The sequence below is a fragment of the Arthrobacter sp. MA-N2 genome (genome assembly GCF_000517125.1).
GTDB classification, from domain to species: domain Bacteria; phylum Actinomycetota; class Actinomycetes; order Actinomycetales; family Micrococcaceae; genus Arthrobacter; species Arthrobacter methylotrophus.
Map to the genome: position 1 here is coordinate 69646 of NZ_KI912156.1, position 12882 is coordinate 82527.

Below are 12882 nucleotides of genomic sequence, written 5' to 3' on the forward strand. Positions count from 1 at the left end.
TTTATCGGAACGTAGTTGGGCAACAAGGCCCCCACTCGTGGTTCCCCGGCGAGTGCGCGTATGCGACCTGGAGCGCCGTCTTGTGGGCTAAGGAGACTCGGGCCGGCCCCGACGTCTTCGACTACTTGCACCGGCAGCGGGTGCGTCTCTGCGTTGACCAGCCCAGGGGAAACCTTTCGTAAAGCGCGCTCGAGTGCTCTTTCCCCCAAGCTTCTTGGAGACTCAGCTAAGGTTGCTGTCCATTATCAGACAAGCGGCGGTATTTCGACGACTACGGCACGAAAAATCCCGCGGAAGGCCCCACTTTTTGTGGCTGCCGCTGAGGATTGCGTCGATTATGGAACCTGGCCCAAAAACGTCGTTGACTTTGTCTGACAAGCGTGAAATTGTATGAATAAGTACAGGACGTCGAAGAGGACCCATGGATACCACCAGCGAAGACCAGCAACTAATGGTCAAGGCGATTGACCAGATCTGCCGAAGCATTGTTACGGACGAGTATTCTGCCGAGATTGATCGTGAAGCGCGCTACCCGGTTGAGGTCATGAACGCCCTCGCGGCGCAGGGCTGGGCGGCACTCCCGGTCCCGGCCTCTGCGGGAGGCGGCGGGGCGTCCGCCCGCGATCTCGTGGTGATCCACGACGCGCTCGCCCGTCATAACCTGGTGGTCGGGCAAGCGTTTTTCTCGCTGTGGGTGCTTGGCGCCGAGGCAATCGAGCGCATGGGCACGCAGGAGCAGAAGGATGAATGGCTGCCCCGCGCCGTCGAAGGCGCGAATATCGCGTTCGCGTTGACCGAGCCCGGTTCCGGATCGGATGCGGCAGCCCTCCGCACCTCGGCTGTTCGGGAGGGCGAGGACTTTGTGCTCAACGGGTTGAAGGTGTTCATTACCGGCGCGGCGGTCGCTGACGTGATCATCACCGCAGTGCGTACCTCGACCGAGGGCAAAAAGCACGACGGCATCACGCTCCTGCTCATCGATCCGAAGGCGCCGGGCGTGGAGACCCGGAAGCTCTCCAAGATGGGGCTGAAGGGCCTCGACCTCTGCGAGGTGTTCTTTGACAACGCCCGGATCCCCGTATCCGCGGTGCTCGGCGAAGTGGACCGCGGATGGTCCGGCGTCACGCCGGGGCTGGCCAAGGAGCGGATGCTCCTCGCCGCACTTGCCGTGGGCGCGCTGCGCGACCTCCTCGACCGCTGCCTGGAACATGCACAGGCGCGGACGACCTTCGGCAAGCCGATCGCGAGTCATCAGTTCATAGCGGACAAACTCGTTACGATGCGGGTCGCGATCGAGGCCGGTGAAGCGCTGACACTGCGTGCCGCAGATGCAGTCGACGCCGACGATCCGGACGCCGCGAGCATCGCGGCGATCGCCAAGCTCTACGCCACCGACGCGTACTGCACTGCGACCCGCGAGGCCGTGCAGATCTTCGGCGGTTACGGCTTTACCGACGAATATCCGGTGTCTCGCCACTACCGCGACTGCAAGTACTTGGAGATTGGCGGCGGAACCAGCGAAATCCAGAAAATTGTGATCGCACGCTCGATGGGGATCCGCCTGTGAGCGCCCTCGAGGCCTTCGCGCTGGACGGCCGGGTCGTGATCGTCACCGGCGCGTCCGGCGGCCTGGGGGCAGAGGGAGCCGCAGCCCTCTCGGACGCGGGGGCAACCGTGGTCATCACCGGACGCCGCGAGCAGAAGCTCGCAGAAGTGGCCGACCGCATCCGCGCCGCCGGAGGCTGCGTGCACACCCGCGTTCTCGATATGACCGACGCCGATGCCGTCCGTTCGGCGTTCGCCGAGATCGCCGAGACTATCGGCCCCTTCGATGCGCTTATTAACAACGCCGCGCAGGCGCACCAGGCCGGCGTGCTCGATGTCACCGATACCGACTGGGCACGCATCATCGACATCAACCTCACCGCCACCTTCACCGCGGCGCAGGCGTTCCTTCGCCTGCGCAACACGACGCGGTCCACGGCGATAGTGAACATCTCCTCGCTCGCCGGGGTGATCGGCGTGCGCGGTCAAGCCGCGTATGTTGCGAGCAAGACGGGCGTCGTCGGACTCACCAAGGCGCTTGCCGTCGAGGTGGCGCGTGACAATGTGCGGGTGAACGCTTTGGCGCCTGGCTACTTCGCGACCGATATGCCCGGCGAGGTGCTCGCCGACGAGGCCGCCACCGCGGTGCTGCTGCGCAAGATCCCGATGCGCAGGTTAGGGGAGCCCGCCGAGATCGGCCCGGCTCTTGTCTTCCTGGCATCCGATGCCTCCCGGTACATGACCGGAGCCGTACTCAATTTCGATGGAGGGTATACCGCACAATGAACGAACAGACACGTCCCGTCGCGCTGATCACCGGCGCAGCGGGAGACATCGGGCAGGCGACCGCGGTCGCCTTTGCCCGACGAGGATATGACATTGCCGTCTTCGACAGGCTCGAAGAGCTCCTTGCCGAGACGGTGTCGTTATGCGAGGCGGAGGGTGCGAAGGTGCACGCCGCGGCCGTCAACCAGACTGACTTCGAAACCGTGCGCCAAGGTGTTGCCGATGCCGTCACTGCGCTCGGACGCATCGACGCGCTCTTCGCCAACGCCGGCTACGGCAAAATGGCCGAACTCGTGAACGAGCCGCTCAAGGAGTGGCAGCGCCACGTCGACGTCAACCTGAACGGCACGTATTACGTAGCGCGCGAGGCTGCGAACGCCATGATCGCGCAGGGTGAAGGTGGAGCCATTGTGCTCAACGCCTCCTCCGGTGCGTCCCAATACTCCGACCTGCTAGGTGCGTACTGCATCACGAAAGCCGGCGTGAAAATGCTCTCCGTCGGACTCGCATCGGAGCTCGGCACTCACCGCATCCGGGTCAACTCCATCGAGCCCGGCGTCGTCGAGACCGGCATGACGGCCCCGATGCTCAGTGGCGAGAACGGCGAAACCCACCGCCAGGTGCTCGGTGTGAACACGCCCGTGGGGCGTCTCGGGGCGCCCGAGGACGTCGCCGAACTGGTCGCGTTCCTCGCCTCGAACGAGAGCGCCGGATTCATCACCGGCGTCAGCGTGCCGATCGACGGCGGCCAGGTCATTCACGGCCACCCGCAGTGGTACGCCACCGACTACCGCAATACCGGAGCTCCGAAATGGGAGGCGAAACTGTGAGTGACGTACGTGCATCCCGCATCGTCGAGGTCGAAGAGGCCGCGGCCGCCGTCGAAGACGGCATGACCATCGCGATCGGCGGGTTCATCAACTCGGGCCACCCGATGGCCATCGTGCGCCAGCTGATCAAGGACGGACGCAAGGACCTTACGGTCGTTGGCGCCGCATCCTCGGGGCTGGAGACCGATCTGCTGATCGCCGCGGGCGTGGCCTCGCACGTGATCTCGCCCTATGTGGGCGCCGAGGGCTTCGCAGGCATCGGACCCGCCTTCCGGAAAGCCGGCCAGGACGGGCTGATCGACATCTTCGAGCTTGACGAGGCGCATTTCTACGCAGGGTTGCGTGCCTCCGCGCAGCGGGTGCCTTATAACCCGTGGAAGGCTGGCGTCGGCACCGACCTGCCTAAGGTCAACCCCTGGCTCAAGGAGTACCGGGACCCTATAAACGATGAGCTGCTCATCGCGGTTCCTGCGATCAACATCGACGTCGCCTTCCTGCACGCTGCAGTCAGTGATATCTACGGCAACGTGCAGCACAACGGTACCCGGTACGGCGACATTTCGATGTACAACGCTGCTACGAAGACCTACGTCTCGGTCGAGAAGGTCGTGTCTCCGGAGCGCATCAAGGCCGATCCCTTGCGTACCAGCATCCCCGGTGCGACGGGCATCATCCGCGCTCCTTACGGCTCGCACCCGTACTCGGCCGACGGGTACTACGTGCCGGATGCCGAGCACATCAACACCTACCTCGCCGCGGCCACCTCATGGCTGAAGACCGGCGACCGGGCCGAACTCGACGCCTACATCGCCGACTTCATCACGGGCCCGGCAGACCACGCTGACTACCTGGAGCGTATCGGCATCCGCACGCTGCTCTCCCTGAATGAGTTCTGAGGCTGAGATGACTGAGACTGCATCCCCGAAAGAGGTTATGGCGGCAGCCATCGCCCACGACCTGAAAGACGGCCAGTGGGTCGAGGTCGGGGCCAATCTTCCCGTCCCGCGTGCGGGCGCTCTGCTCGGCCACCTGCACCACGGTCCTAACATGACCGTCATGATTGCCATGACCAAGGCCTACCTGCGTGACACCCCGGTCATCGAAGACTTCGAGTTCATCACGGATGTCCGCGCAATGCAGTGGTCCGAGGCCTACTACCAACATGACCAGCTGCTGAACAACCAGCGGCACCGCGCGAACGGAGTGTTCTTCTGCGGGGGCATCCAGATCGACCGCTTCGGCAACTCGAACATGATCGGCATCGGCTCCGACTACAAGAAGCTGAAGTTCCGGGGCCCGGGTCCGATCGGCACAACCAACGCCACCGCCCAGAACGGCACGTGGCATCTGGTGACCAACTCGCATGACCCCCGAGTCCTCGTCGATCGCGTCGACTACATCTCGGCTCTTGGATACGGTCGCGGGGAGAAGAACCTGCGCGAGGACCTGGGACTACCCAACGGCGGTCCCAGTTCGATCATCACCCCGTTGTGCGTGTTCGACTTCGACGAGGAGACGCGCAGTGCCCGCCTGAAGTCGATTCACCCCGGCGTGTCCGTGGATACGGTTGTCGCGAGCACCGGATTCGAGATCATCGTCCCCGAGAACGTGCCCACCACTGCCGGCCCCACTGCCGAGGAGCTCGTGCTGCTGCGCACCCGCATTGACGCAAAGGGGGCCCTGCGGGGATGAACATCGACGATCGATCTTTGCGGACCCTGCCTGCGCTGCTCGCACGCAACGCCGCAGAGGATCCGGATCGAGTCTTCCTCGCTCACAGAGGCGGGCAATCGAACCGCGGCGAGGTCTGGGAGCGCGCGCAGCGCACAGCAACAGGACTCCTGGGCCTCGGCCTTAAACCGGGAGATCGCGTCGCGATCATGCTCGACAACGGGCCGGAGTTCATCTCAGCGTGGTTCGGTATCGCCACCGCTGGGCTGGTGGAGGTGCCGGTGAACCCGGAGGTGGGCAACGCCCGGCTTCTGCACGCGATGCGGAATTCAGGCGCCGTCGCCGCCGTCGTGGATGTCCGCTACCTCGCCCAATTCACCCAACTGCGTGACGAACTTGCCGATCTCACGACGATCGTGCTCGTCGGCGGGGATGCCGAATCCCCCTTCAGGACCGCGTCGTTGGCGGCCCTGGAACGGAGCCGGATCGGGGAGCTGCCCGAAGTGACCCGGGCGGACCCCGCGGCAATCATGTACACCTCCGGGTCTACCGGTCCGGCAAAGGGCGTCATCCTTCCGCACGGCCAGCAGTACATGAACGGCTGGCAGGCTCGCCGTCAGGCAGAGATCAGGCCGGATGACCGGGTCCTCGTCGTTCTTCCGCTGCACCACAACCAGGCGCAGGGCTATGGCGTAATGGCCGCGGTCGTCGCGGGTGCGGAGGTCTTCATCGCTCCAGGGTTCCGGCGGGCCACGTTTTGGCAGGAGGTGAACGACGCGCGAGCGACGGTCTTCGTATTCGTCGGGGCACTGCTGGCGCTGCTCGGCGCCCAGGAAGGGAACCCGCAGAACACCATCCGTGTGGCGTACGGCGCGATGGTGCCCAAAGAGCTCTACCTCGAACTCGAGGAGCGCTTCGACATGCGGATCATCGACGGATACGGATCAACTGAGGGCACCATTCCGGTGTGGGGGAGCCTGCGCGGCGACCGCGCCATCGGTTCCTCCGGGAAAGTGATTCCGGAGTTCGAGGTGACCATTCGCAACGAGATGGACGACGAACTGCCCGTCGGCGGGATCGGCGAGATCTGCATCCGCTCACGCGAACCGTTCTCGATGTTCCAGGGCTACTTCGGCAACCCGGAGAAGACGGTTTCGGCGTGGCGCAATCTCTGGTATCACTCTGGTGACCGGGGACGGTTGGACGAGGACGGAAACCTCTGGTTCGAAGGGCGGGTCGATGACGCGATGCGCCGTTTGGGTGAATTCGTCTCCGCTAGGGAAGTCGAGGACGCCATCCTCACTCTCGATGCCGTCGAACTGGTCGCCTGCTACGGCATTGCCGATCCGGTGGCCGGCCAGGAGGTCATGGTTGCCATCGTCCCGCGTGAGGGCCGTACTCTCGACGCCGACCAGGTAAGAGAGCGGACAGCGGCGATGCTGCCGAAGTTTGCAGTGCCGCGCTACGTCGAATTCGTCGACGAGTTACCCATGACCCCGACCGGCAAGATCCAGAAACACACACTGCGGGCACGCGGTGTTACAGACTTCACGTCGGATGCACGACGTGACCAGGAAGGAAAATAACATGTCCTACTTCAGCACCAGCGTCAGCGAGGTAATCGAAGGGGGCGTGAACCTCCGGGGGTACTCCCTCGCCGAAATCATGAAGAAGGCGACCTACACCCAAGGCGCTTTCCTCTCGCTCACCGGGCGACTACCCGACGAGGCCGAGACCCGCCTGGTCGACGGCGTGCTCACCAGTCTTCTTGACCACGGTTACGTCGCTTCTACGATCACCGCTGCGCGGTACATCGCGTCCGGCAACCCGCAATTCATTCCCGCGGTCGCTGGAGGTATCCTCGCTGCAGGCAGCAACACGCTCTCACCCGAGCACTCTTTCCACCTGCTCGATCACACCGACGAACTGCGCGGAGACGGAACGTTCGAGGAAGGCGCAGAACGAGTCGTCGAAGAGTACGTCTCGCAGAAGAAGCGCTTGCCCGGTTTCGGCCACCCGACCCACAAGACGAGCGACTTCCGTGCAGACGTTCTGTTCGATCTCGCAGAAGAACTCGGTCTCGACGGGAGTTCAATCAAACAGATCCAGGCCATCAACCGGGCGTTCATCGCCAAGACCGGCAAGACGAACATCCCGATCAACATCGACGGTGCACTCGCGGCGATCGGCCGCGACTTGGGCTGGTCAGCGAACCAGACTGTGGCGTTCGCGGTTCTCTCTGTCCTGCCGGGTCTAATGGCCCACGTGATTGAGGAGATTGAGACCGGGCGGCCGCTGCGCTACATCCAGGACGGCGACTACGTCGGCGAGCCCCTGGCGAAGAAGCTTTGAGCAATCAGCTCATTCCTAGAAACAACTATTAATCGTCTGACAAGCATGCTTGAGTACCTCACAAGCGCTGCCGGGCAGAACTAAGGAGCATCTGACATGGGACTCAACGACAACACTGTGCACTGGGATCGCGTTCAGAAAGGCGTCGAGCGCGCGGACGGGCGGCTGATCTGGCGGCCCTACGGATTCCCGGAAATCATCGACCCCTCGCACTCATACTTCCACGAAGGGGAGATCCAGCCGAGGTGGGACGTTCCGGACAAGATCGTCGTGCAGTCCGCGATCACCGGCGCCTTCTACACGCGCACCGCAAACCCGAACCAGCCGATCACCACTGAGGAGATCCTCAAGGACGCCCAGGAGTGCGCTCGCGCCGGCGCCAGCGCGATCCACCTCCACATGCGTGGCGACAACGGCTACAACACACTCGATCGTGAGCGCTTCAAGGCCGTGGTGAACCCGCTGCGCGAAGAGTTCCCCGGCATCTCTGTCGACGGCTGCTACGTCACCGCCCTGCAGGGTGAGTGGGACGAGATGAAGATCGCGATCGAGGAAAAGATCCTCGACGGCGTCCCCGTGAACACCGCCGTACTCTACAACGGCGACGCTCTGTTCGCAAAGCCCGCCCCGCTCATGATCGAGAAGACCCGACTCATCCTCGAGTCCGGCGCGGCCCCCATCGTTGCCGTGTATACCGACGCCGACGTGAACAACGCTGAGCGCTTCCTGTTCCGCTCGGGCCTGCTTGGACCGGGCCAGGTGTGGTGCGTGCTGCCCTCCATCCCGGGCGCGAGCCCGATGGAGAACCCGCATCAGATGTTCACCGGCCTGCTCCGCCTGGTCGAGCTGGTGCGCGACGTGGATCCCGAGGCGAAGATCTTCGTCTGCGCCGCGGGCCGCGCGTCCGTCTTCCTCGCGACGGCCGCCGCCCTGCTCGGCCTCCACATTCGTGTCGGCATGGAAGACACGGTCTGGAAGTACCCGCACAAGGACGAGAAGCTGACCAGCAACCTCGAGGCCTTCCTACAGATCAAGCAGATCGTCGAGGCGCTCGGGCGCGAGGTGGCCACCCCGACCGAGTACCGCGAGATCATGGGCGTGAAGCCGCTCGAACAAGCGGCGAGCTGAGAGCGACGGGAGCTTCCATGCGAGGCGGACATCCGGTCGACGACGAGGTGCTTCGGCTCCCCGTCGTCGACCGCGGTGTCGTCGGGACTGCGGATATCGACTTCAACGATCACATGAACGTCAATGTGTATCTGCGTATCCTCACGACGACGACAATTCGTGGACTCGAATACTGCGGACTGGGTTATGACTACGCGCCTAAGTACCATTGCGGGCTGTTTTCGGTCGATCACCACGCACGGTACCTCTCCGAACTGCGGCTCGGGGCCCCGTACACGACGCACGTACGTCTTATAGAGGCATCTGACCGCGGCGTCCGGACAGTCGCTTTGCTTCGAGATGTGGAAGAGCAACGGATCGCTTGCTCGCTGGAGAGCCTGCTTCTGAACGTTGACCATGTCACCAGAAAGGTGACGCCGTTCCTGCCCGGGATCGCCGAAAGACTGGCTGAAGCGACAAAGGAAGCGAGCGGTCGGGAGTGGTCGGCGACGAGCTGCGATTCGATCGCCATACCGGGGAAACTTCTGCCGGTGTGACAACGCCTTAATATGAAAACCGTGCCCGAGGGGTGTAAACGTGAGTTTGAGAGGTAGACGATGAAGATCTTCGTCCTAGTGAAAGAGGTGCCCGATACCTATGGGGACCGCAAACTCGACTTGGAGACGGGCCTCGCCGACCGCGGGGCCGGCGAGGTCGTGCTCGACGAGATTACCGAGCGTGCGCTGGAGGTCGCACTGAGCCACGCTGACGCGAACCCCGACACGGAAGTCGTCGCGCTGTCGATGGCTCCCGAGTCGGCGACCGCATCGACCCGCCGGGCCCTCGCGATCGGCGCGGGCTCCGCGGTGCACGTCGTCGACGAGGCGCTCCGCGGTGCTGACCTGGGCCTCACCGCGGCAGTTCTGGCGGCGGCGATCCAGCGCGGAACGCCCGACCTGGTCATCACAGGCAATCTATCGACGGACGGCTCCGCCGGCGTGATCCCAGCGATGCTCGCCGAGCACCTCGGCTATGCGCAGGCGACATCCCTCAGCGCCGTACAGATTAACGCCGATTCTGTGACCGCGACCCGCGAGACAGACTTCGGACCGCAGCAAGTGACCGCACCCCTGCCGGCAGTGATCTCAATCACTGAAGCGCTTCCGCCAGCGCGCTTCCCCAACTTCAAGGGAATTATGGCGGCCAAGAAAAAGCCGCTTGAAGTGCTCTCGCTCGCGGATCTCGGCGTGACCGCCGACCCGGCCGAGGCACCCCAAACGATTCTCACCGCTGTATCCGAGAAGCCGCCCCGCACGGCCGGCGTGAAGATCAAGGACGAGGGCGATGCGGCCGCGCAGCTCATCGAGTACCTTGTGCAGAACAGGCTGGTGTGACCATGGCGTACCCTGAGAACCCGATCCTCGTCCTTATCGATGTAACTCCGTCCGGTGGGGCGGCACCCTCGACCGCGGGACTGCTCGGCGCCGCCGGGCAGCTGGGGGCCCCGGTGGCGCTGGTCGCCGGACCCTCCGACACCGCCCAGGCCGCGGTGGATGCGGCCGTCGCGGCCGGGGCGCAGCTCGTGCTCACCGCGGACACCGACGGCGGAGCCGTAACAGTACCTGTCGTGGATGCGCTGCAGGCCGCTTACCGCGCGGTCCGGCCGGATGCAGTGCTCGTCTCGAATTCAGTCGCCGGGCGCGACGTCGCCGGACGTCTGGCCGTGCGCGAGCACCTGGCGCTGTCAGTCGACGCGGTCGGCGTCTCACGCGACGACGAGGGCCTCGTGGCGCACCACTCAGTCTATGGCGGCGCGTTCCTCACCAACTCGGCGCCGACCTTCGGTGCCCCCATTATCACTGTCCGCCAGGGAGCGATCGACGCACGCGCAGAGGCCGCCGCGGATGCCCGTGTAGAGGCACTCACTGTCGAGTCGTCCGGAGCCCCCGTCGCGGAAGGAGCCGCGATCGAGGCCGGTGAGGCCGCCTCCTCCCGTCCCGAACTGCGCGGGGCTAAGATCGTCGTGTCCGGCGGCCGCGGACTCGGATCCAAGGAGAACTTCTCGCTCGTTGAGGACCTCGCGGACGAGCTCGGCGCCGCGGTCGGCGCCTCCCGCGCCGCGGTTGACGCCGGATATGTCCCTTTCTCGCATCAGGTGGGCCAGACAGGCGTCTCGGTCTCGCCGCAGCTGTACATCGCGCTCGGGATCTCGGGGGCGATTCAGCACCGGGCCGGCATGCAGACGGCCAAGACGATCGTCGCGATCGACAAGGATCCCGGTTCGCCCATCTTCGACGTGGCTGACTTCGGGATCATCGGCGACCTGTTCACTGTCGTGCCGCAGATGATCGAGGCGCTGCGCGGGCGGAAGAAGTAGCGGATGGCGACCGTACGCAGAGGATTACCCCGCACCCGCGGCGGCGAAGCCTGGCCACCCGCAGGGACGGTTGCCGTCATTGCGGAGGACACGCTCTCCGGTGAACCTGGGAAGGGATCACAGGATTCGGGCAATCGGGGCGAAACGCCACCAGGTCTAAATACCATTTCGTCTCCGGTCAGCGTCTCCGGAACTGCCAACTCCGTGCGCCGGGGCCTACCCCGGGTCCCGGGCGGGGATCCATGGCCTCCCGCCGGATCTACCATGGCAGTGACTTCCCCCGTCCACGCCCAACACGAGTCCACGCAGCCGTTTGAAAGTGCCCACTCCGACGGTGCCGCTGCCATCGCCGAACGCGCGCCGAGTGCCCAGGCATTAATCGTTGACGACGCCGACCCGTCGCTGGCAGCGTCGGTGCAGGAGGCGTCGGACAAATCCGGTTCCGCTCTGCGCCGGGGCCTTCCGCGCGTCGCTGGGGGAGAGGCATGGCCTCCTCCTGGAACGGCAGCCGCCAAGCAGGTCAACGCAGCTCCTGGGGCTTCGGAGGTCTCAGCGGCCGGAGCCGTGGCTGAGGTGGACCCGATCACTGTTCCTACCCCCGCCGCGCGTCCCGATGCCTCCACCTCGCAACTGCCCGCCAGGGCGGGAAAGGCCAAGGGGCGCATCACGGCTCAGCCCGACGCGAAGCGCCGCCCGAGCCGGGCGCAGATGCTTTGCGCCATCGGATTCGGCGTGGTCGCGGTTTCGGCCGTGTTCCTTGCCAGAGCGGTGCTGAGCCTGCAGGCCATGCAGGACTTCCTGACCCGGTTCCCAGGCGAGTACGCCACTCCTGCGCCACCCGGCATTGCGCCGTGGGTAGGGTGGCAGCACTTCTTCAACATGTTCCTAATGGTCCTGATCATCCGCTCTGGCCTCGGCGTACGCCATCAGAAACGTCCCGAGGCTTACTGGAATTCGCGTAACGGGAAGACCAAGATCAGCCTGACGCTCTGGCTGCACCAGACCCTCGACATACTCTGGCTGGCGAACGGCGTGGTCTTCGTGGTGCTTCTGTTCCTCACCGGGCACTGGGCGCGGCTCATACCGACCAGCTGGGAGGTCTTCCCGAACGCGCTCTCGGCTGCGTTGCAGTACCTATCGTTTGACTGGCCGGTTGAGAACGGATGGAACAACTACAACAGCCTCCAGCAGCTCGCCTACTTCACCACTGTCTTCCTCGCGGCACCGCTCGCTGCAATTACCGGGTTCAGGATGTCGGGCCTGTGGCCAAAGCGCGCGCAGCGGTTAACCAAGGCATACCGCGTCGAGTGGGCGCGGGCCGTTCACTACCCCGTGATGCTGTACTTCGTCGCCTTCATTGTCGTGCACGTCGCTCTGGTGGTGCTCACAGGGCTCCTACGCAACCTCAACCATATGTACGCATCACAGGACACTGCTGGCTGGCTCGGATTCTGGATCTTCCTCGGATCGATCGTGATGATCGCAGCCGGCTGGGTTCTCGCCCGCACCTCGCTGCTCTCTCCTGTCGCCGGTCTCTTCGGCAAGGTGTCTTCGCGATAGCGGCCTAGGAGGCTGCTGGTTTGGTCGCCTCGGCCGGACTGCTCTTTTGGCAGGGGATTAGGACTGGTCTTATGCAGGAACGCGAAGATGCCCGCAACGCGGGTATCTGGATGTGGAGGCGCAGGCCGGAGAGTTGTTGGCTCCGGGCAGTGTCTTCACATTTCTGGCCAAGTCCTCGTGCAGGACGAGTTTCCCTTCCTGAACTGAGCCATTGCACCGGGCCCGGAGCGAGCAGGTGGCGCCGCGCGCCCCGGCCTTTGGCGGTGACCTGCGGGTAAGCCAGTTCGGGGAGGTCGCTGTGCCGGTTGCTTCGTCGATGGTGAAGTCATCGAGAATGAACCCGCCCTCGATGGCCGGACGCAGTGGCCAGGGTTTGATGACTGGGATGTGAGCGGTCAGGGCGAGTGCTGCCAGCATCTCCCCGGAACCATGGGCTGAATCCGCGCGAACCTGGCTCCTGCTGCTGATGACCTTGTGAGAGTTGGCAACCAGCCGGGCAACGAGTACGCAGCCTTCCAACGCAGGTCGTAGGTCAGGGCCTCGCGGTTGCCCGGTCCGAGACTGCCTGCAGGACTTGAAGCACCAGCACCGAGCTGATTACCGATGCGGGAACCGACGGACGGCCCTGCCGCGAGGGAACAGATCCTCCAACAT

Annotated in this window: 13 protein-coding genes; 12 read left to right on the plus strand and 1 reads right to left on the minus strand. The window is 64.4% G+C overall.

All coding sequences use genetic code 11. The annotated features are described in order from the left end of the window. Positions 1 to 421: 421 nt before the first annotated feature. From A3M3_RS25880 to A3M3_RS0118555, 12 genes are all read left to right on the plus strand, one after another. On the plus strand, positions 422 to 1567 hold the full coding sequence (locus A3M3_RS25880; protein ID WP_051423379.1) for an acyl-CoA dehydrogenase family protein: 1146 nt from the start codon (positions 422 to 424) through the stop codon (positions 1565 to 1567). Next, complete coding sequence (locus A3M3_RS0118505; RefSeq protein ID WP_051423380.1) at positions 1564 to 2331, plus strand: SDR family NAD(P)-dependent oxidoreductase; 768 nt, start codon at positions 1564 to 1566, stop codon at positions 2329 to 2331. Before A3M3_RS25880 ends, A3M3_RS0118505 begins: the two co-directional genes overlap by 4 nt. Further along, positions 2328 to 3161 carry an SDR family NAD(P)-dependent oxidoreductase gene (locus tag A3M3_RS25885; RefSeq protein WP_051423381.1) on the plus strand — a complete coding sequence of 278 codons (834 nt, stop codon included), beginning with the start codon at positions 2328 to 2330 and terminating at the stop codon, positions 3159 to 3161. The genes A3M3_RS0118505 and A3M3_RS25885 overlap by 4 nt, the downstream gene beginning before the upstream one ends. Then, a complete protein-coding gene (locus A3M3_RS0118515) occupies positions 3158 to 4057 on the plus strand; it encodes a CoA transferase subunit A (protein ID WP_197023331.1) in 900 nt (299 codons plus the stop codon). The genes A3M3_RS25885 and A3M3_RS0118515 overlap by 4 nt, the downstream gene beginning before the upstream one ends. Before the next feature lie 7 nt (positions 4058 to 4064). Continuing rightward, positions 4065 to 4853, plus strand: coding sequence for a CoA-transferase (locus A3M3_RS27085; protein ID WP_197023332.1), 789 nt, complete (start codon positions 4065 to 4067; stop codon positions 4851 to 4853). Then, positions 4850 to 6418, plus strand: a complete 1569-nt coding sequence (locus tag A3M3_RS0118525; protein ID WP_028267589.1) for an AMP-binding protein — start codon at positions 4850 to 4852, stop codon at positions 6416 to 6418. Before A3M3_RS27085 ends, A3M3_RS0118525 begins: the two co-directional genes overlap by 4 nt. A 1-nt stretch (position 6419) precedes the next feature. Further along, complete coding sequence (locus A3M3_RS0118530) at positions 6420 to 7184, plus strand: citrate/2-methylcitrate synthase (protein WP_028267590.1); 765 nt, start codon at positions 6420 to 6422, stop codon at positions 7182 to 7184. Between the two features lie 96 nt (positions 7185 to 7280). Then, positions 7281 to 8312, plus strand: a complete 1032-nt coding sequence (locus A3M3_RS0118535; RefSeq protein ID WP_028267591.1) for a 3-keto-5-aminohexanoate cleavage protein — start codon at positions 7281 to 7283, stop codon at positions 8310 to 8312. Positions 8313 to 8329: 17 nt separating this feature from the next. Next, a complete protein-coding gene (locus A3M3_RS27090) occupies positions 8330 to 8848 on the plus strand; it encodes a thioesterase family protein (RefSeq protein WP_051423383.1) in 519 nt (172 codons plus the stop codon). 60 nt (positions 8849 to 8908) lie between these two features. Then, on the plus strand, positions 8909 to 9685 hold the full coding sequence (locus tag A3M3_RS0118545) for an electron transfer flavoprotein subunit beta/FixA family protein (RefSeq protein ID WP_028267592.1): 777 nt from the start codon (positions 8909 to 8911) through the stop codon (positions 9683 to 9685). A 2-nt stretch (positions 9686 to 9687) separates the two neighbouring features. Next, positions 9688 to 10668, plus strand: a complete 981-nt coding sequence (locus A3M3_RS0118550; protein ID WP_028267593.1) for an electron transfer flavoprotein subunit alpha/FixB family protein — start codon at positions 9688 to 9690, stop codon at positions 10666 to 10668. 264 nt (positions 10669 to 10932) lie between these two features. Then, complete coding sequence (locus tag A3M3_RS0118555) at positions 10933 to 12228, plus strand: cytochrome b/b6 domain-containing protein (RefSeq protein ID WP_331280374.1); 1296 nt, start codon at positions 10933 to 10935, stop codon at positions 12226 to 12228. Between the two features lie 69 nt (positions 12229 to 12297). On the opposite strand, the gene A3M3_RS0118560 is transcribed toward A3M3_RS0118555, so the two are convergent. Further along, positions 12298 to 12645 carry a hypothetical protein gene (locus A3M3_RS0118560; RefSeq protein ID WP_155854469.1) on the minus strand — a complete coding sequence of 116 codons (348 nt, stop codon included), beginning with the start codon at positions 12643 to 12645 and terminating at the stop codon, positions 12298 to 12300. Between the last annotated feature and the right edge of the window lie 237 nt (positions 12646 to 12882).

Coding starts and splice junctions, on each gene's coding strand:
- A3M3_RS25880 (WP_051423379.1), top strand. CDS start 422: ATGGATACCACCAGCGAAGACCAGCAACTAATGGTCAAGGCGATTGAC.
- A3M3_RS25885 (WP_051423381.1), top strand. CDS start 2,328: ATGAACGAACAGACACGTCCCGTCGCGCTGATCACCGGCGCAGCGGGA.
- A3M3_RS27085 (WP_197023332.1), top strand. CDS start 4,065: ATGACTGAGACTGCATCCCCGAAAGAGGTTATGGCGGCAGCCATCGCC.
- A3M3_RS0118525 (WP_028267589.1), top strand. CDS start 4,850: ATGAACATCGACGATCGATCTTTGCGGACCCTGCCTGCGCTGCTCGCA.
- A3M3_RS0118530 (WP_028267590.1), top strand. CDS start 6,420: ATGTCCTACTTCAGCACCAGCGTCAGCGAGGTAATCGAAGGGGGCGTG.
- A3M3_RS0118535 (WP_028267591.1), top strand. CDS start 7,281: ATGGGACTCAACGACAACACTGTGCACTGGGATCGCGTTCAGAAAGGC.
- A3M3_RS27090 (WP_051423383.1), top strand. CDS start 8,330: ATGCGAGGCGGACATCCGGTCGACGACGAGGTGCTTCGGCTCCCCGTC.
- A3M3_RS0118545 (WP_028267592.1), top strand. CDS start 8,909: ATGAAGATCTTCGTCCTAGTGAAAGAGGTGCCCGATACCTATGGGGAC.
- A3M3_RS0118550 (WP_028267593.1), top strand. CDS start 9,688: ATGGCGTACCCTGAGAACCCGATCCTCGTCCTTATCGATGTAACTCCG.
- A3M3_RS0118555 (WP_331280374.1), top strand. CDS start 10,933: ATGGCAGTGACTTCCCCCGTCCACGCCCAACACGAGTCCACGCAGCCG.
- A3M3_RS0118560 (WP_155854469.1), bottom strand. CDS start 12,645: ATGCTGGCAGCACTCGCCCTGACCGCTCACATCCCAGTCATCAAACCC.